Raw genomic sequence first — 17,092 nt, 5'->3', positions numbered from 1 at the left:
TTAAGGGTGGGTGACCGGACTCGAACCGACAACATCCAGAATCACAATCTGGGACTCTAACCAATTGAGCTACACCCACCATGATTGTGAGCCCAAATATAAAAAAGCCACCCCGATTTTCAAGGGTGGCGGTCCAATTTTTTACGAAAAAGCCCGATTTTTAGTCGTTTTTCAGTTTGGAAATGATACGCAGGTAGTTTGCGCGCTTGAAATCGTTGCGGTGTTCTTCGCAGAAACGGGGGTAAATGTACTGCTTCGGGAACACGCGGATAGTGAACATCTCGTTGCAGCCTTCGAGGCAGCACTTGAAGGTGAGGTCCATGGATTCCGTGTAGTTGTGGCGGAAGATGATGTTCTTGGACTCGATGTTGTCCACGTCCTTCTTCTGCTTCTGGCGCTGCTTGATGTCGCGGTGCAATTCGCAGTACTTGGCGATCGGGTGGCCCCAGAATTCGCGGCCGCAGCCGGGTTCCTGACAGACTTTCAGCTTGATACGCTTTTTCTTTTTGTACTTGGGTAATTGCATAAAAAACCTCGGTTTAAGGGTAAATATAGTAAAGTTTGCCGTCTTTTTCATTTTTGGGGGTAAAATCAGACAGTTTTGCCGATTTTGGCGTATAGGAAAGAGAGGCTTTTCCAAAAAAGGATGTCGTCGTATGTTCGATAAAATGCTCGTTTCTAGAAATCCTGTGCGTCAAAACGCGAATCGGTGGATTTATTTGTGGGTGCTGTTCTGTGCGGCGCTTTGGAGCGTGTTTTTTGGCATGCTGCTGTCGGGCTGCACTTATGACAGCGGCTGGGACGGCGAGCCGGTGCCGGTGCGAATCACGTTTATGGATGTGGGGCAGGGGCTCGCGGTGCTCCTGGAGCATGAGGGGCGATATGCCCTGTACGATTCCGGGCCCGATTCGGCGGGGCTTGCTGATACGCTTGCGTCGAGAGGCGTCAAGTCGCTCGACTGGGTGCTGGTGAGCCATTTTCACCGGGACCACGGCGGTGGGTTTATGGAAATGGGCGCGGCAATCGAGTCGGGGCGGCTCAAGGTCGGGCGCCTCTTGGTGGGGCTGGACACCGCGGTGGGCTTCGTGAGCGATAGCGTTTACACGGTGGCGCGGCGGTACAAGATTCCGGTAGATACGCTGGAACGCGGCGACACGGTGTACTTTGCCGAGGGGCTAAGGCTCGAATGCCTGTGGCCTGTAAGCTACGGGCGCTTTGGCGAAAATCGGGCGAGTGTGGTCCTCATGGGCTCTATGGTCGGTTCGCAGGCGGGGCGTGAAAGCGCATTCTTGCTTACAGGCGACCTGGATACCGCGGGCGAAAACCGCTTGATGGAACTCTCGCGCGACTTGTCTGCAGACTTACTGCAAGTCGGGCACCATGGTTCCGCGGGCAGTAGCGGGCTTCTGTTCCTCGCGCGGGTGGCCCCCAAGTATGCGGCAATCGGGGTCGGTAAAAACAACCGCTACGGCCACCCCAAAGACGAGGTGGTCAACAAGCTCCGGATTGTCGCGGGCGATTCTGCTGCAATCTACCGCACCGACCTGCACGGGAGTTTCGGCTTTGAAATGTGGCCAGGAGTCGGGCTTGTTCCGGAGAATTAGGCTCTGGAAGGCGAAATGGTGGTAAAATGAAGGCGAAATGGTGGTTGTACAGGCCAAAGAGATGTGAAATGTTTCTTTAGCCTGTACAAATCGCGCTTAGGGAGGGGTGTTGTTGTAAAAAAGGAGGCTGCGTACAGGCCAAAGAGAAGTGGAATGCTCATTTGGCCTGTACAAATTGCAAGGAGAATGGATGAAATGTCTTAAAAATGCCTTGGCGTACAGGTTAAATGAGTGGTTTGCGCTTGCGTGGCCTGTACGCCGTCGGAAAAAAAAAGCGTGAATTTGTTTGAAATCGTGGATTTGTACAGGTTAAATGTCTCTTTGTGGCTCATTTAGCCTGTATTCACCCCCCCCCATAGATTCGTAATTTCAAAGAGGAAAATGCAAATGAATGAAATTTTGAGTGTCGCAAATGTTCTGCCGGTACTTCAAACGGCAGCGGACCAACTTCAATCGTTGATTTCTGCAAAGGAAAAAGCTTTGAAGAAAGCTCCGGCGGGTCGCCTTCGCCTTTCAAGAAGAAAAAATCAAGTTCAGTGGTTTCATGTAACAAAGGGAACAACTGTACATGGAAAGTATATTCCGGTAAATGAAATTGGGCGGGCGAAAGCCCTTGCTCAAAAAGAATATGACCAGAAAGCCTTGCCCGAATTGAAAAAGTGGCGGCTTTTAATTGATTCCTTTTTGAATCGTTTCCGACTGCAGAATTTGGAAAACCTGTACGCTTGTATGCACGAAGGCCGTCAGAAACTGGTGACGCCTGTATATGAGTCAGATGAAACTTATATTGCACAATGGCTTGCCGGTGTATATGAGGGCAAAAAAATTGAGGATGATGTCCCTGAAATTATGACTCTTCGCGGCGAACGGGTGCGCTCGAAATCCGAGGCAATGATTGCGGATACATTGTATAGACTGAAAATCCCTTACAAGTATGAATGTCCCTTGGCCATTAGGCATAAAAAGGGAACGTCTCGCAATACGATGACGGTATATCCTGATTTCACTTGCTTAAATGTTCGTTTGCGGCAGGAATTCGTGTGGGAACATTTTGGGATGATGGATGATGCGGATTATTCTTCGCAGGTGGCGTGGAAGGTGACTTGTTTTGAAGGCAATGGGTATTTTCTAGGAAAAAACTTGATCGTGTCAATGGAATCTTCTGAAATCCCGCTGGATGCAACGAGAATTGAAAAGATTGCTATGCAGTATTTGCTTTAAATTAGGGCTTGTTGTTCCCTGGAATTATTCCCTGAAGCCTACGCGGGCCTGAAAGTGGCAGCGGTTCGTGGTGGGGCTCTTTTCCATGTCGGCGTTCATGCCGAAGAATACGACGTGATGGTTCGTATCCTTGAAGCGGATAATGTTTACGTTCGCACCGAGCGGCACCTGGTTCACGAAGTTCAATTGCAGCGAGCGAATGCCGCGTTCCTTGATTTCTTCTTTGCTCAGGCAATCAAGAATCCATTCCACGTAACGGCAGTGGTTTACATGATGGTTCAAATCTAGGTCGCTGTTGCGGGCATGTTCCGTATAAACTAATTGCGGGTCTTCACCCATGGGCAAAACCGAGAGCATTTCGGGCATGGCGCTCTTTTCAAGCTGGATGGGGAAGGGATACGGACTGTTTGACGGCGGTTCTGCAAAGCCGGTCTTCAGGTTCACGAGAATCCAAGAAGACGTGCCTTCGGCCAAGGCGCGACCTTGGCTATCGACAACGGCGTAGTCCTTCAAGACAACTTTGTCTTTGTAAATCTCTTTGATCCAGGTGGAAACGCGAAGGTCTTCGCCCATGAGCGGAGTGTGATTGATGCGGACCTTCATGCGCGTGATGGCCGAGGTGTAGCCGGCCTTGATCATACGCCACAGGCCAAATCCGCCGCGTTCGGCGTCAGCGATGGCGGCCTCTTCCATAAACTGGAACAGGCGCGAAAGCTTGAGTCTGCCATATTCGTCACAGTCCGAAAAGCGTACGGTGAATTTGAGTTCTGTGATTTCGCTCATCATTTAATGCTCCATAAAGTCTAATAGCTTATTTAATTTATAAATTTATGACCATGGATACACCCTTTATTCGCCCTAGTCATATTCAGATTCCTGCTTTGTCGTCTTATAACGGAGAACTTCGCGTGCCGGGTTCCAAAAGCATTACCAATCGAGTGCTCTTGGTGTCTGCCTTGGCCGAAGGTACTACCCGTTTGCATAACTTGTTGAAAAGCGACGATACGCGCTACATGGGCGAGGCCTTGAAGGCGCTCGGGGTCAAGGCCGAAATGACCGAAGACTTTACCGAAGCCGTAATCGAAGGCAACGGGGCTCCTATCGATGCTCCGTCGGTCCTGATGGAAAACGACAACTACGTGGCAGGTCTCTATCTGGGCAATGCGGGCACGGCCATGCGCTCTTTGTGCGCGGCCTTGGCTCTCGGTCGCGGCGTGTTCCACCTGAGCGGTGAAGAGCGCATGAAGGAACGCCCGATTCGCGACTTGGTCGATGCGCTTCGCTCGCTTGGTGCCGACATCGACTACATGGAAACCGAAGGCTTCCCGCCGGTATGTATTAACGCCCGCGGTTTAAAGGGCGGCTCAGTCTCTGTCCGCGGGAACATTTCGAGCCAGTACCTGACGGCGCTTTTGATTTGTGCCCCCTATGCAGAATCCCCGCTCCACATTCATGTGGAAGGCGAGTTGATTTCGGCTCCGTATATTCTCTTGACGCTCGATGTCATGAAACAGTTCGGTATCGAAGTCAAACATGCCGATCTGAAGGAATTTTATGTGCCCAAGGGCGTGTACAAGACCCCGGGCGACTACATGGTCGAAGGTGATGCAAGCTCGGCCAGCTATCCGCTGGCTGCCGCCGCCATTGCGGGCGGCAAGGTGCGCGTGCTCGGTGTGGGTAGCGATTGCCGTCAGGGCGATATCGCTTTTGTCGACGTGCTCAAGAAAATGGGCGCAAACATTACCATGGGTCCCGACTGGACAGAATGCTCTGGCACGGGTGGCAAGCTCAAGAGCCTGGGCGAATTCAACGCGATCGAGATTCCCGATGCGGCCATGACGGTTGCGGTGCTCGCCCTGTTCGCCGACGCCCCCATGACCATTACGGGCATTGCCAGCTGGCGCGTCAAGGAAACGGACCGTATTGCGGCCATGGCGGCTGAACTGCGCAAGGTGGGCGCCGAAGTCCGCGAAACGACCGATTCCATTACGATTACGCCTCCGGAACACTTGCAACCTGCAACAATCGAAACCTACAACGACCACCGCATGGCCATGTGCTTCAGCTTGGTCGCCTTGGGAGGTGTTCCGATCAAGATTATGGATCCGGCTTGCATTAATAAGACGTATCCGCGCTACTTTGAAGACTTTTTGAGAATTGCCCACTAGCTGACAACGGTGAATTAGTATTTTAGAGAAAACCATGAAGAAGCGTATTTGCGGCATAGCTTTATTTGTGATGACACTCGCCTTGTGCGGGATTGCTCATGCTATGCCGGAACTGAAGGCCATGCCGACACCTCCCGATACGCTTGTGCTTTGGGTGATGGACCAGGATATCAATGCTGGCGCCGCTCTCCAGAAACTCATGAAAAAGTACACGCGCCAAAGCGGAACTCCGGTCAAGATTCGGTTCGTGGATTGGGGAGTCGCCTTCGCCGAACTCAACAAGGTCTTGGTAACCGAAGCTGGCCCGGGGACCGATTTTCCGGATGTGTTGCAGCTGGGCTCGAGCTGGGTGCCGTATTTTGCCAAGGCGGGCATGATTAACCCTGTCACAGAATTGTTAGACGCTGTCGATACAAGTCGCTTTTATCCGGAGGCCATGAAATCTGGCCATATCGGTCGCGATACTCTGGTGTACTCGATTCCGTGGTTCCTCGACATTCGTGGATTCTTCGCGAACGAACGCATTTGGTTGGAACTGGGGCTGCATGATTCCGAAATCGAAACTTACCCGCAGTTCTTTGGAGTGCTCCGTGCCATTTCGGAAGCCAAGGTGACTAACCGGCAAGATGTTGAGGTGGTGCCGTTTGAATTTGGCGTGAAGGACGACTGGACGGGCTATCAGCAGATGTCTCCGTTCCTCTGGAATTACGGCGGTGACTTCGTTGCAGAAGTCGATAGCGGTTACCGCAGTGCCCTAGCAGACCCATTGACGCTGGTGGGACTTTGTTTTTATTTGAAATTGTTGCGCGACCATGACGTATCGCCGTACAACCTCAAGGAAAATTCGGCCCAGAGTGCAGACCGCTTTGTGCGTTCCGAACAGTTGATGATTTTTGGTACGTCTGAATTGATCCGCAAAATTGAATTCGATACGGAAATGGGCGGCTTGAGAGATAGCCCGCTCGCCAAAGACGGCTTGATTACGGTGACCGGTCCCAAGGGCCCGTACGGCAATTTCTCGTTTGTGGGCGGAAGCCATTTGACGCTCCCGAAGAACAGCAACCCGATTAAGCATGCAAAGGCCCGCGACTTGTTTCTGTTCATGCTCCGTGCAGACAATATCGATTTCTATTCTAGACAGTGCGGCTTCATTCCGCCCGACAAGAGCTTGATTCGAATCTGGATGCAGGATCCTCGCTACAATCATTTGATTGACGGTCTCGAAAATCATGGCCGTAGTAGCCAGAACATTCCGGAATGGAGCGAGATCGAAATGACGGTGAACAGCATGGTGTCTGCCATTGCGAGTACATTGCTCAAGCAAGATTCTTCCGTGAACGAAGAAATTGCGAGTCACGTGTTTGATGCTCACCAGAAAATCAATGGCATTTTGGGGTACAAAGACCCCGAAACGGAATCCGCTGTAAAGCACCGTATTCTTGCGGCTTTGGAAACCCCGGTCGAAGAAACCAAGTACGAAAAGGGTTTCGGTTCGGTCAGCGTGCAGCCTGAATTTAGCTTGCGGCTTATTGTGGTGATTTCTTTGGGAGCTGTTGCGGTCGTGTTATTGTTGGTGTTCTCTATTCGTCGGTTCCGCAAGCGCTAGAATTATGCGAAATATTTTTGCCTTAATTGGATTCTTTACAACTGTCGCTCTTGCCAATTTTCAATTGGATTCATTCCAGGTGTACGTGGATTCGGTGGTGCCTGGCGCCCGTTACGGACTCTCGATACGATCGGTTAAAACGGGCCAAGAATTAGGTAACATTCGCGGAGATGAAAAGTTTACGCCTGCAAGTACGCTCAAGACTTTGACGACTGCGGCGGCGGTTCACTACTTGCCGCTCGATTACGCGCCCAAGACCGAAGTTTCTCTGAACGGTAGCGTGCGCAAAAAGACTTTTGTCGGCTCTATCAATGTCCGCGGTGCGGGCGATCCGAATTTTTCGGGCCGCTATTACGCAGACCCGTTCCACATGCTGTATGCAATGGCCGATTCCATTCATGCCTTGGGCATAGATTCCGTTTCGGGCAAGATTAATTTGGATTCCAGCTATTACAAGGGGCCGTGGCGCGCTGAACACTGGCGCAAGAATTTTTATGATGCGTGGTACGGTGCCGAAATTGCACCTCTCGGATTTAACGACAACTGCACCATGATTCGCTTTAAACCGGGCACAAAGGTGGGCGAGCTGGCCCGTGCCGAAGTGGTGCCTGACGTTGGCTATGTCGTTTTGAAAAATGAAATGGTGACGGTTCCGGGTAAAAAGCGCAAGTGGACTTGGGCGCTCGATTCTGCAAAGCCCGAAATCACGATAGGTGGCGCCATCGGTATCGGCGTGGATTCCAGTCAGCTGGTGCTCCCGGTACGTAACCCGATTGCGTACTTTAAGGCCGCCTTCATTCACTCTCTCAAGGAACGCGGAATTGCCTTCAAGGAGCAGCCCAATGTGCAGGAGGGAATCCAGATTGCCTCTTATACATATTCGGCGGCACCGTTCCTCAGCATTCTCGACGAAATCAATCAACGCAGTCAGAACTTGCATGCCGAAACGATCTTCCGCAATTTGGGCGCCCAAAAAACAGGTGTCGGAAGTGTTGAAAGCGGCCGCGCGATGGAAATGAAATTCCTTGCCGAAATGGGGATCGATTCTACCGACTTCGAAGTCTGGGACGGTTGCGGACTTTCGCCCAAGAACAAGGTGAAGCCTTCTACCGAGACCAAGTTGCTTGCAAAGATGGCGCGCCACCCCAAGGGTAGCTACTACATCAACAGCTTTGCGGGCCCCGGAATCGGTACCGGCGGCAAGCGCATGCTTGATTTGCCGTACCCCTGGCTCACTCGATTCAAGACTGGCTTTATCGGCGAAGTCCACGGCCTGGTAGGCTACATTTATACGCTCGATGGCGATACCCTTGCGGTGGCCATGTACTTGAACGAAACGGGCAAGAATCCTGACGCGCAACTCAAAGATGCGCTCGATACTTTGTGGACTCGTCTCGTTTATCGTGCAAATGACAGTTACGCTTCGTTCATGAAAATGAAACAGATGTGGCTCGGTGCTCAAAATGTGGCAGGACTTACCGCAAGGCTCGAATATTTCTCCCGCCTCATGAAGGGAACCCCATACAAACTTGGCCCCATGGGCGAAAGCTATCTGGATTCTATCGAAAACAAACCGCTGGTGTACATGGATTCGGTCGACTGCGTGACGTATTTGGAACATGTTCTTGCGATGGCCTTGTCGCCGAACGAAAACGAAATTTTCAATATGCTCCAAAAGATCCGCTACAAGGACGGTAAAATCGGTTACGTGAACCGCAAACATTACCTGCTGGCCGACTGGGTGAGCGATAGCAAGTTTGCTCGCGTGATGCAGGTGCCGGGCGATACGGTCGTAAAACGCACGTTGCCCAAGCAGAATTTCTTCAAGGCGAAAAAGATCAAGTACGAAACTCCGGATGCTCCGATGGACTTGCGCTACTTGCCTTACAATCGTGCGGTAGAAATGGCTTCAAAACCTTATGCCGGCCCTCTGATGGTGACGGGGGTTGCCTTTGTCGCAAGTGCAAATGACTTGGATGCGACGCATACGGGCTTCGTGATTTTCCGCAACGGTGAACTTCCGAAGCTGCGCCATGCTGCGTGGAAAAAGCACGTGGTTGAACTTTCGCTGAAAGACTACCTGGCGAGCCGCAAGGGCAAGCTTCCGGGAATTACGCTGTTCGAATTCCTGAAACAATAAGTCGAGTGTTCTTTCTTTGTCATGCCGGGCTTGACCTCAATAGCCACTTGCAGCTTTGCTGCTTAGAGTACCTTGGCATAATACTAACCGAACAAAGTTCGGAGTATTATGAAGCCAAGTTACATCGGTGGCTGTGTTGTCATAATAAATTGGTTGCGGCACTAAAGTGCCGAGCCACACAGAGGATATGATCCTCGGCAACGGGGAGTCATCTCCTTTTATAAGTCGCGATTATTCCCCTAAATCAAACGCAAGAATCGCGACGAGTTCGTGCTCGCCCGCGTTAGTGTGCTCGCCGCCTTCATCACCCTGCGGCTCCTTTTCGAACAAAGTCCATGCATCCGGCATCCAACCGTAGGTGGCCATCGTGAGTTCCTTGCCAATGGCAATTTCGGCGGCTTCTACCTCTTCCCAGCGCACGGGACCTGTGGGTGCCTTGTAATAGCGCAGCATTCCGAGCGCTTCCATCGATTCTGGATAGTTGTCCACCAGCTGGTAAACGCAGTCCTTGTAGCTTTCGCCTTTCAGACGGATCACGCGGTAAAGGCGCTTGTGACCCAGGAATTTAGAGAGGTCGCCGTGGTGAACGTCAATCTTGGAACCTTGCCCGAAAAACGTCATGAGCTCGCGGAAAATTTCCGAATCCTCTTCCATGAACGGGGAGAGCTTTTTAATCAGGGCGTTAACTTCGTTTGCGAGCATGTTTAAATTATAGATATTTTTTATCTTTTTAGCTGTATAAAAAAGAGGCTTCAAAATGAAAAACGTAGTTCTTCTCGGTGCGACCGGTTCTATCGGTACTTCTAGCGTCGATGTCATCCACCAGCATTCCGATATCTTCAATCTTTACGCTGTTGCGGCCAACAGCAGTGTGGCCAAAGTTGCCGAAATCGTGCGCAAGTACAAGGTCGAACGCGTGTGCATGTTCGATCCGAATGCTGCGAAGGAACTTGAAAAAGAAATCGGTATGAAGGTGCTCGCCGGTATGGAAGGCCTGTGCGAACTCGCCGCTGACCCGAAGGCCGATATCATCATTAACTCGTTGATGGGTGCCGTAGGTTGCCTCCCGACGATTACTGCTATTGAACACGGCAAGCATGTGGCTCTTGCAAACAAAGAAACAATGGTCATGGCAGGCCCCGTCATTTGGGACAAGCTTGCCGAAAATCCGAAGTCCTTCATCACGCCGATCGATTCCGAACACAGCGCAATCTTTCAGTGCCTCGAAGGCGGCAAGCGCGAACACGAAGTGGAATTCCTCGAAATTACGGCATCCGGTGGCCCGTTCCGCGAATGGCCCGTTGAAAAGTTTGAAAACATCACCGTGGCCGATGCCTTGAATCACCCGGTGTGGAGCATGGGCAAGAAGATTACCATCGACTCTGCTTCCATGATGAACAAGGGTCTCGAAGTTTTGGAAGCTCACTTTCTCTTCCACATTCCATACGACCAGATCAAGGTGGTGGTTCACCCGCAGTCCATGGTGCATTCGCTGGTGCAGTTCCGCGACGGTTCGCTGATGGCCCAGCTCGGTGCTCCCGACATGCGCATTCCGATTCAGGTGGCGCTCACGTGGCCCGACCGTCTGCCGCTCGATACCAAGCGCATTGATCTGCCGACGCTTGCGAAGCTGACCTTCTTTGAACCGGACTTCAACAAGTTCCGCTGCCTTGCCTTGGCTTTTGAAGCGGGCCGCCGCGACGGTATCGTGCCTGCCATGATGAATGCTGCAAACGAAGTTCTCGTTGACACCTTCCTCAAAGGGAACCTCAAGTTTACGGATATCCCGCGCCATGTGGAAACCATTATGGCCGGTGCCCCGAACGTGACGGGTCACCTGACGCTCGACCAGGTGCTCGAAGCCGACGCCGAAGCCCGTCGCCTGACACTTGACCTGATTAAGTAAGTTGTAATCTTGTACAACAGAATTTTGAGTCGCTCCGGAATGGGGCGACTTTTTTGATTTATATTACTTTATGGGCATTTTGCCTGTTTGGAAAAGGATTGAGTATGAATAAGATTGTGGTGGCGACCTGCCTCGCGGTAGCGGTTTCTGCGTTTGCGCAAGGTTTTGGCGGTCAACAAGGCCAAGGCAAAATGGAGTATTCCGAAAAATTCGCCGACTTGAATTACGCGGGCGATAGGGAGACATTCCATACATTGGATATCTACCTGCCCAAAGAAACAAAAGATGCTTATCCGGTAGTGATTCACACTTACGGTAGCGCCTGGAGCATGAATAATATGAAGGGCTCCGCTGACCTGAATACGATTGGGTCGGCGCTCGTGAAGGCCGGATACGCGCTTGTGACTCCGAACCACCGTTCTGCAAGCGATGCCATTTACCCGGCGCAGTTGCATGATCTTAAGGCCGTAGTGCGCTTTATTCGTGGTAATGCAGCGAAATACAAAATCGATACATCGTTTATCGCTATGTCCGGATTTTCGTCGGGCGGACATCTCTCCAGTTTGGTCGCTACAACCTGTGGCTTGAAAGAAGGCAAGTCCGGTTCCGTAACGGTGGACTTGGTGGGCTCCCTGGGGGAGTTCACCAAGTTCAGTAGCTGTATCGATGCGGCGTCGCTTTGGTCGCCCCCGACCGATATTTACACCATGAATCCTATCAATAACTTCATGGGCAGCGGAACTTACGAAGGTGCTTTTATCGGAGCCGAGCGCGAAGGCAACAAGGATAAGTGGATGGTAGCCAGTTCGCCGTACTATGCCAGCGAAGACGACCCGCCTATTATCTTGTTCCATGGAACATCGGACCAAATTGTAAACAAGGAACAAAGCCAGGAACTTTATGATTCTCTGAAAAAGCATAATGTCGTGACGGAACTTGTTTCGGTGTCGGGAGGAACCCATGGCGGCAACGAAATGTATGTCGACGAAAACTTGAACAAAATGATCAGTTTCTTCAATACGGCTCGCGAAGCAAAATCGCAGATTGTCGAACCTTTGGATACGGCGAAGGTTGATACCTCCGTAGCGGATACCTCGGTTACCGATACTTTGGATAACGATTCGATGCAGACTCGCTTGCCTTCGAACTGGAAACAGCTGGCTCATGTCGGCTTGGTCGGTAACAAGCTGGTGGCCTTCGGGAATGGGGGCGAATACCGTTGCGCCATTGTCTCCATGAACGGTTCTGTAACCTGGCGGGGCGATTTTCGCGGGGCTTTGGACCTGTCCTGGCTGCCTTCCGGGACGTATGCCATTGTTGTTTCATTCCCGTCTGGAATACAAAAAAGCTTGAAATTTGCGAAAAAATAACACAATGGGTACACTTGTGTCCAATTTCTGGCGTAAGAGAACTCTCTTACGCCTTTTTTGGGGTATATTTGTAGCTACATAATTCATTAAGGAGTCCGAGATGTTGAAATTTGGCTTGAAACAGTATGCCGCTGTCGTACTTTCTCTTACGTCGGCGGCTTTTGCTGCCACAGCGTACATTAACCAGATTGGTTACCGCGTAGGTGATGCCAAGGAATTTACCCTGGCTGACGGTAACGGCGATGTTGAAATTGTGGACGCAAGTGGTGCGACCGTTTTGAAGGTGACTCCGTCTGCGGCTTCGAATTGGGAACCTAGCGGTCAGAACGTGCAGTTGGTCGATATCTCGGACTTGAACACTCCGGGCACCTATTCCATTAAGGTGGGTGGTCAGGAACTTCGCAAGGACCTCAAGATTGCGGCCAACACTTATGAAGACGTCACCAAGGCATCTTTGAAGTGGTATTACTACCAGCGTGCCTCCATGGCTTTGGAAGAATCTTACGCCGGTCAGTGGAAGCGTGCCGCCGGTCATACCAATGCAAGCGTGCAGCTCCATAGCTCTACCGGTGAATCCGGTTCTATCAACTCGACCAAGGGCTGGTACGATGCCGGTGACTACGGTCGCTACATTGTGAACTCGGGCATTACCACTTACACGCTTCTTTCGTTGTTTGAACACTTCCCGGACTATTTCAAGACGCTCAAGTGGAACATCCCGGCCGATGGAACTCTTCCGGACTTGCTCGCCGAAATCAAGTACAACTTGGACTGGATGCTTACCATGCAGGCCTCCGATGGTGGCGTTTACCACAAGCTGACTTCTCTCGGATTCCCGGGCGACGTGATGCCGGCAGACGATATCGATCCGATTTACGTAATCGGCAAGGGTACTGCTGCCACATTTGACTTTGCCGCAGTGATGGCTGTAGCCGCCCGTGTGTACAAGCCGTTCGATGCAACTTATGCTAGTAAGTGCCTCGACGCTGCCAAGAAGGCTTATGCCTGGGGTGCGCAGAATTCCAACAAGGCCTTCAAGAACCCGTCCGATGTGGCTACGGGTGAATATGGCGACAACTGGCTCGAAGACGAAAAGATGTTTGCCGGCACGGAACTCTTCGTGTCTACCGGCGATGCAACTTACAAGCCGAGCAAGGCTTCCGCAAACGTTCCTAGCTGGGCTGATGTCGGAGGCCTTGCAACTTATGGCCAGGCTACACACGCTACCGAATTCGGTGCCGAAGCTCAGGCTGCAAAGGATAGCTTGCTCAAGACAGCCGATGACTTTGCAAATCGTAGCACTAAGGGCTTCGGTGTCGTGATGGCTAAGAACGACTTTGTGTGGGGCTCTAACGCTGTTGCTGGCAACCAGGGCGTATGGCTGTTGCACGCCTACTACCTGACTGGCGAAGTCAAGTACTACCAGGCTGCAGTCAAGGTGCTGGATTACCTGCTCGGTAAGAATCCGCTCGACATGTCTTTCTTGACTGGTTTTGGTACAAAGTCCGCCAAGAAGCCGCACCATCGTCCGAGTACCTCTGACAAGGTGACCGCTCCGATTCCGGGAATGATTGTGGGTGGCCCGCAGCCCGGTGGCGAAGACATCGGTTCCGAATCTTGGGAATGCAAGGACTATAGAACCGGATTCCCGGCAACCTCTTATGTCGACAACAACTGCAGCTACGCTTCGAACGAAGTGGCTATCAACTGGAATGCCCCGTTTGCATACCTCGCTGGCGCTATCGAAGCAATCAACCACGGTTATGCTCCTAGCTTTGCTGCCGAAGGTGTTGCCCGCGGTACCGATGCAATCAAGCCCAAGGTCGCTCGCAGGGCTTACGCCAAGCAGGGCCCGCAGCTCCGCTTTGTTGACCAGAAGCTCTATGTCGAAAAGAACGGCAAGCGCTTCAACCTGAAGGGTCATCAGGTTAAGTAGACAGTAGACGGTAGGCAGTAGACAGATACCGCGCCGAATTTGAATGGTTTGCCCCTGACTTGTTCAGGGGCATTTCCTTTTTCTTCCTACTTCCTACTTCCTACTTCTAACTTCCTACTATATTTGTTTTGAGGTTTTTATGAAAAATCATTTTGTATTTGCTGCCGCAGCGGGGCTTTCGCTTTGTGCTTCCGCGTTTGCCGCCCAGAATGTCATCAAGGTCGATGACTTGCATCCGGGTGTCGTTATCAATAAAGAAAACATGATGTCTGCGGACTTGGCGATTTGGAATCCGCCGAGCCGTTATTACGACATGACTTCTGCTTTGGTCGATGGCGGTTACACGCTGTTCCGTTTCCCGAATGGCAGCCTTTCCAATGATTACCACTGGAATGGTATCGGTAGCTACGATAGCACTGGCCTCTGGACCGCCGACGAAACCAAGTGGGCGCGCGGTTTCTTGGGCGAAACGATTTACCGCGGCACCACCAAGGACAACTACGGCTTTGTGCGTCGCAGTCACCTGGCCGACGGCAATATGGAAACCATGTGGTGGGGCGAAATCCTGGACCCGGTGGACCCGCCTTGGGTCGTGGTGGAATTTCCGGAAAAGGTCGATGTTGATTCGTTGGAAATCGATTGGGGAACGCTTCGCCCGAAGGCTTTTGAAATCGCCTACTGGACCGAAGATTACGCCGAATATCCGGGTGTGCACCAGGCGCTCGAAAACAAACTGAAACTTGAAAAAGTGGTCAAGGTGAATGGCGCGACCACCAAGTACAAGTCTAAATTCCGCAGCCGCTATGTGGCCATTCGCTTCAAGACTGCTGATTTGCCTAGCAAGGGTGTGCAGATTCGCGAGATGAAACTTTATAGCGGCGAAACCGACTTGCTCGGCGGTAACAACTACAAGTTCTACGCGATGTCTACCCGCAATGGCGACAAGGCCCGCACCGATTGGACCGACATCAAGTGGGATTTTGAAGAATTCATGAAGTACATCCAGACGCTTCCGAACGCAAAAGCCGTTATCTGCGTGAATGCGGGAACCGGAACTTCGAAAGAAGCTGCCGCCTGGGTGCGTTATGCAAATAAAGTAAAAGGCTACAACATTAAGCAGTGGCAAATCGGCAACGAACTCGACGGCGAATGGGAAGAATCCGGCCCGATTTCGGCAAGGCATTACGCCGCACGATTCCTGGAATACGCCCGCGCCATGAAGGCTGTTGATTCGACAATCGTTCTGCATGGCCCGCTGTTCAGCACGCATAAAATGCTGCAGAAGGGCGCCGGCTTGCTCGATGGCAAGTACTGGATGGAAGAATTCTTGCGCATTGTGGGCGAGGCCGAAAAGAAAGACGGCAAGCGTTACCTCGACGTGGTGGACTTGCACAATTACCCGTACTGGACGCCCAACGAACCGAAGCCTGCCGATATGCTCAAGGCCATGCTCGATGTGGGCCCGAATATGGATACGCTCAATGTGTGGATGAAACGCCATCTCGAAGGTGAACGCGGCGTATTCCTCTCGGAATTCAGTACCTGCGTGCAGGGCTTTAGCCTGCTGATGGATTATCCGCAGGCCGCTGCCGTGGCAAGCATCTTTGCTCAGCATGCCATGCGTTTTGGAAATCGCTTGCAGGTGCTTCCGTGGGATGCCTTCGGTAATTTGTTCAAAGGCCCCGATGACACTTGGGGAACCATTAGCATGACGGCCCTCGCCAAGGAAGGCTCCTGGAATTATTGGAAGTCTCTGGAGCCGACGGCGGAATACTACGGCATTTACATGACCTACATGGATTTCCTTGAAAACGGTTATGCGGTGTTGCCTGTAGAATCGACGAGCCCCGATATTGAAGCCTACGCAATCGGCAAAGGTGATTCAGCCCGTGTGATGATCGTGAACTTGAGTGATGCCCCGCAGGTGGTGCAGATTGACCGCGCAAGCGTCAAGGGCAATTCTAAAGAAGTCGGCAAGGGCGACCTGGTGCGTACACAGGTCGAAATCTTTGGCGAAGATCAGTTCAAGTGGGTGGGCACTACGCAGAAGGCGTATCCGTACCCGAAAATGGGCCCGAGCGGCCGCCGCATTAACCCGAGCAAGAGCAAGGACATTACGGTGCCGCCGTTTGGACTTGCCGTCGTGCAAGTCAATCCGAAGGTGGTGGGCTTGAGCGAAGCGACCAAGGCGCAGGCCGCGAAGCCGAAGTTCTTGGCAGCCTCTCTCGAAAAAAAGGTCCTGATGGCAGGCGATACGATCGACTTGTTCGTGACGGCAATTCAGGAAAATGGTCAGCTTACAAACGGCGCCGTGACGGTTGGCAATTGGGGCAAGCGCGGTATGGTCTTGCAGAACGCCGTTCCCGATGACGGCAAGTGGAACGCTTCTATCGAAAGTTTCCATGTGCAAATCCCGATTCCCGAAGATGTGTATCCTTCTGCTCGCGAAATCCAGGTGACGGTTCAGGGCTTGGGCGGCAAGGTCTCGGTGCTCAGGATTCCGTTCCGCGTTCGCGGCGCTTACCGTACCACGCACGTGATGCAGAACTTTGATAACGGCCTCGATGCAGTCGACTGGTTCCCGGTCGCTAACGGCGACAACGCAACGACTATCGGTGCAAAGGTCTTTAACGGAGCGCCTCCGCACGGTGGCTTTATCCGCCACGACTTTATGATCGAGCAGCCACCTACGCAGGGCTGGCCGAACTTTGCGGGCGCCTACTACGTGATTCCCGAAGAAGTTCACAATTCCGTGGGTATCGTGTTCGACTACGCCACGAACCATAGCAATCCCGATGGCTATTTCGAAGTGCAAATCGCAAGCGAACAGGTCAAGGATTACGATGAATTCATGATCCGCCTCAAGAACACTCGCGGCTCCTGGATGCGTGACACGCTCATCTGGGAAAATATGAAACAGGAAGGCTGGGGCAAGACTATTCCGCAACTCGACCCGAAGCAAATCAAGAACTTCTCTTGGCGCGCTCGCCATAGCGGCACGGGCTACATTAGCCTCGACAACATCTACCTGCTCGGCGAAGATGGTGAAGAGGTGCCGATGCCCCGCGGCCTCCGCCGGTTGAGATAATTGAATCCTCGGGTTAGGAATATTGCCCGATACAATTGATACATTGTTGCCTG

The 17,092-nt window shown here is 52.1% G+C and carries 12 protein-coding genes and 1 tRNA gene; 9 read left to right on the top strand and 4 right to left on the bottom strand.

The window, feature by feature from the left end:
* Positions 1 to 5 precede the first annotated feature (5 nt).
* Positions 6 to 79, bottom strand: a tRNA-His gene (locus tag BUC02_RS08440).
* A gap of 81 nt (positions 80 to 160) precedes the next feature.
* Positions 161 to 526 carry a hypothetical protein gene (locus BUC02_RS08435; protein ID WP_073056119.1) on the bottom strand — a complete coding sequence of 122 codons (366 nt, stop codon included), beginning with the start codon at positions 524 to 526 and terminating at the stop codon, positions 161 to 163.
* Positions 527 to 656: 130 nt separating this feature from the next.
* On the opposite strand from BUC02_RS08435, the gene BUC02_RS08430 reads away from it, so the two are divergent.
* Positions 657 to 1,604: a ComEC/Rec2 family competence protein gene (locus tag BUC02_RS08430; protein WP_139261080.1), complete on the top strand. Its 948-nt coding sequence runs from the start codon at positions 657 to 659 to the stop codon at positions 1,602 to 1,604.
* Positions 1,605 to 1,991: 387 nt separating this feature from the next.
* A complete protein-coding gene (locus BUC02_RS08425; protein ID WP_139261079.1) occupies positions 1,992 to 2,825 on the top strand; it encodes a PDDEXK family nuclease in 834 nt (277 codons plus the stop codon).
* A 24-nt stretch (positions 2,826 to 2,849) separates the two neighbouring features.
* Here BUC02_RS08425 and BUC02_RS08420 read toward each other — a convergent pair whose 3' ends face one another.
* The gene (locus BUC02_RS08420) at positions 2,850 to 3,611 is read right to left on the bottom strand and encodes an acyl-[acyl-carrier-protein] thioesterase (protein ID WP_073321296.1); all 762 of its coding nucleotides are present in this window, start codon (positions 3,609 to 3,611) and stop codon (positions 2,850 to 2,852) included.
* A gap of 50 nt (positions 3,612 to 3,661) precedes the next feature.
* Between BUC02_RS08420 and aroA the strand changes: the two genes are divergently transcribed.
* The 3 genes from aroA to dacB are packed head-to-tail and all read left to right on the top strand — an operon-like array spanning position 3,662 to position 8,739.
* Positions 3,662 to 4,993 carry a 3-phosphoshikimate 1-carboxyvinyltransferase gene (gene aroA / locus BUC02_RS08415; protein ID WP_073321742.1) on the top strand — a complete coding sequence of 444 codons (1,332 nt, stop codon included), beginning with the start codon at positions 3,662 to 3,664 and terminating at the stop codon, positions 4,991 to 4,993.
* A gap of 34 nt (positions 4,994 to 5,027) precedes the next feature.
* Positions 5,028 to 6,599, top strand: coding sequence for an extracellular solute-binding protein (locus tag BUC02_RS08410; RefSeq protein ID WP_073321294.1), 1,572 nt, complete (start codon positions 5,028 to 5,030; stop codon positions 6,597 to 6,599).
* 4 nt (positions 6,600 to 6,603) lie between these two features.
* The gene (dacB, locus tag BUC02_RS08405; RefSeq protein ID WP_073321291.1) at positions 6,604 to 8,739 is read left to right on the top strand and encodes a D-alanyl-D-alanine carboxypeptidase/D-alanyl-D-alanine endopeptidase; all 2,136 of its coding nucleotides are present in this window, start codon (positions 6,604 to 6,606) and stop codon (positions 8,737 to 8,739) included.
* Between the two features lie 231 nt (positions 8,740 to 8,970).
* Here the strand turns inward: dacB and BUC02_RS08400 are convergent, their stop codons facing one another.
* Complete coding sequence (locus BUC02_RS08400; protein WP_073321288.1) at positions 8,971 to 9,441, bottom strand: hypothetical protein; 471 nt, start codon at positions 9,439 to 9,441, stop codon at positions 8,971 to 8,973.
* Positions 9,442 to 9,496: 55 nt separating this feature from the next.
* On the opposite strand from BUC02_RS08400, the gene dxr reads away from it, so the two are divergent.
* The 4 genes from dxr (at position 9,497) to BUC02_RS08380 (ending at position 17,039) form a co-directional block, all read left to right on the top strand.
* Positions 9,497 to 10,645: a 1-deoxy-D-xylulose-5-phosphate reductoisomerase gene (gene dxr, locus BUC02_RS08395; RefSeq protein WP_073321285.1), complete on the top strand. Its 1,149-nt coding sequence runs from the start codon at positions 9,497 to 9,499 to the stop codon at positions 10,643 to 10,645.
* 104 nt (positions 10,646 to 10,749) lie between these two features.
* The gene (locus BUC02_RS08390; RefSeq protein WP_254794158.1) at positions 10,750 to 12,015 is read left to right on the top strand and encodes an alpha/beta hydrolase; all 1,266 of its coding nucleotides are present in this window, start codon (positions 10,750 to 10,752) and stop codon (positions 12,013 to 12,015) included.
* A 100-nt stretch (positions 12,016 to 12,115) separates the two neighbouring features.
* Entirely contained in the window at positions 12,116 to 13,951 is a 1,836-nt protein-coding gene (locus tag BUC02_RS08385) for a glycoside hydrolase family 9 protein (protein ID WP_073321282.1), read from the top strand.
* Positions 13,952 to 14,090: 139 nt separating this feature from the next.
* Positions 14,091 to 17,039 (top strand): glycoside hydrolase family 44 protein, encoded by a 2,949-nt coding sequence (locus BUC02_RS08380; RefSeq protein ID WP_073321279.1) that lies wholly within the window; start codon positions 14,091 to 14,093, stop codon positions 17,037 to 17,039.
* Positions 17,040 to 17,092: the final 53 nt, after the last annotated feature.

Origin of the sequence: Fibrobacter sp. UWOV1, from assembly GCF_900142495.1 — a bacterium.
Taxonomy (GTDB): Bacteria; Fibrobacterota; Fibrobacteria; order Fibrobacterales; family Fibrobacteraceae; genus Fibrobacter.
Note: the sequence above shows the minus strand (reverse complement) of the source record. Positions and strands in the feature narration are given on the sequence as shown.

Excerpts from the sequence above, each read along its gene's own strand:
- BUC02_RS08435 (WP_073056119.1), bottom strand. The coding sequence starts at position 526 with ATGCAATTACCCAAGTACAAAAAGAAAAAGCGTATCAAGCTGAAAGTC.
- BUC02_RS08430 (WP_139261080.1), top strand. The coding sequence starts at position 657 with ATGTTCGATAAAATGCTCGTTTCTAGAAATCCTGTGCGTCAAAACGCG.
- BUC02_RS08425 (WP_139261079.1), top strand. The coding sequence starts at position 1,992 with ATGAATGAAATTTTGAGTGTCGCAAATGTTCTGCCGGTACTTCAAACG.
- BUC02_RS08420 (WP_073321296.1), bottom strand. The coding sequence starts at position 3,611 with ATGATGAGCGAAATCACAGAACTCAAATTCACCGTACGCTTTTCGGAC.
- aroA (WP_073321742.1), top strand. The coding sequence starts at position 3,662 with ATGGATACACCCTTTATTCGCCCTAGTCATATTCAGATTCCTGCTTTG.
- BUC02_RS08410 (WP_073321294.1), top strand. The coding sequence starts at position 5,028 with ATGAAGAAGCGTATTTGCGGCATAGCTTTATTTGTGATGACACTCGCC.
- dacB (WP_073321291.1), top strand. The coding sequence starts at position 6,604 with ATGCGAAATATTTTTGCCTTAATTGGATTCTTTACAACTGTCGCTCTT.
- BUC02_RS08400 (WP_073321288.1), bottom strand. The coding sequence starts at position 9,441 with ATGCTCGCAAACGAAGTTAACGCCCTGATTAAAAAGCTCTCCCCGTTC.
- dxr (WP_073321285.1), top strand. The coding sequence starts at position 9,497 with ATGAAAAACGTAGTTCTTCTCGGTGCGACCGGTTCTATCGGTACTTCT.
- BUC02_RS08390 (WP_254794158.1), top strand. The coding sequence starts at position 10,750 with ATGAATAAGATTGTGGTGGCGACCTGCCTCGCGGTAGCGGTTTCTGCG.
- BUC02_RS08385 (WP_073321282.1), top strand. The coding sequence starts at position 12,116 with ATGTTGAAATTTGGCTTGAAACAGTATGCCGCTGTCGTACTTTCTCTT.
- BUC02_RS08380 (WP_073321279.1), top strand. The coding sequence starts at position 14,091 with ATGAAAAATCATTTTGTATTTGCTGCCGCAGCGGGGCTTTCGCTTTGT.